This is a genomic window from Psychrobacter sp. 16-MNA-CIBAN-0192 (assembly GCF_040309565.1).
Taxonomy (GTDB): Bacteria; Pseudomonadota; Gammaproteobacteria; order Pseudomonadales; family Moraxellaceae; genus Psychrobacter.
In genome coordinates this window covers 1-346 of sequence record NZ_JBEOOX010000076.1, presented here as the reverse complement: position 1 = coordinate 346, position 346 = coordinate 1, and the positions used below count along the sequence as shown (strand labels likewise).

1 protein-coding gene is annotated in these 346 nt (G+C 43.9%); it reads right to left on the bottom strand.

The genetic code is table 11. The annotated features are described in order from the left end of the window. Nucleotides 1–129 precede the first annotated feature (129 nt). The coding region (locus tag AAEY78_RS12420; protein ID WP_352339646.1) for a hypothetical protein at nucleotides 130–346 on the bottom strand (217 nt) is incomplete at its 5' end.

Sequence of the window (346 nt, the reverse complement as noted above, 5' to 3'; positions counted from 1 at the left end):
AATCTTAGTGGCAATGGCTTGAATAGCTGACCAAGTGGAGGGGTAATCGCCCGCTGCTTCAATCAGCATGCGAACGGCGCGTTCTTTAATCTCGGGGGTATAGTTTCGTGTTTTCATTGTCGTATTCTCTCAGAAAGTTGAGCCTCCGACAATACCGGGGCGGTTCAGAGCGCTGTGCTTACGTTTGTTCCAATAGCCTTGCATGGCGCGAACAAACAGCTCTTTTTCATCAAGTCGTCTACCTTCTGCTAAGCAAATACCTTGTTTGTTTTTCTCAATATCGTCATAGCTTAGAATTTGGAATGGTGACCAAAACACTTGGAATTTGCTTAAAAAAAATGAAAGT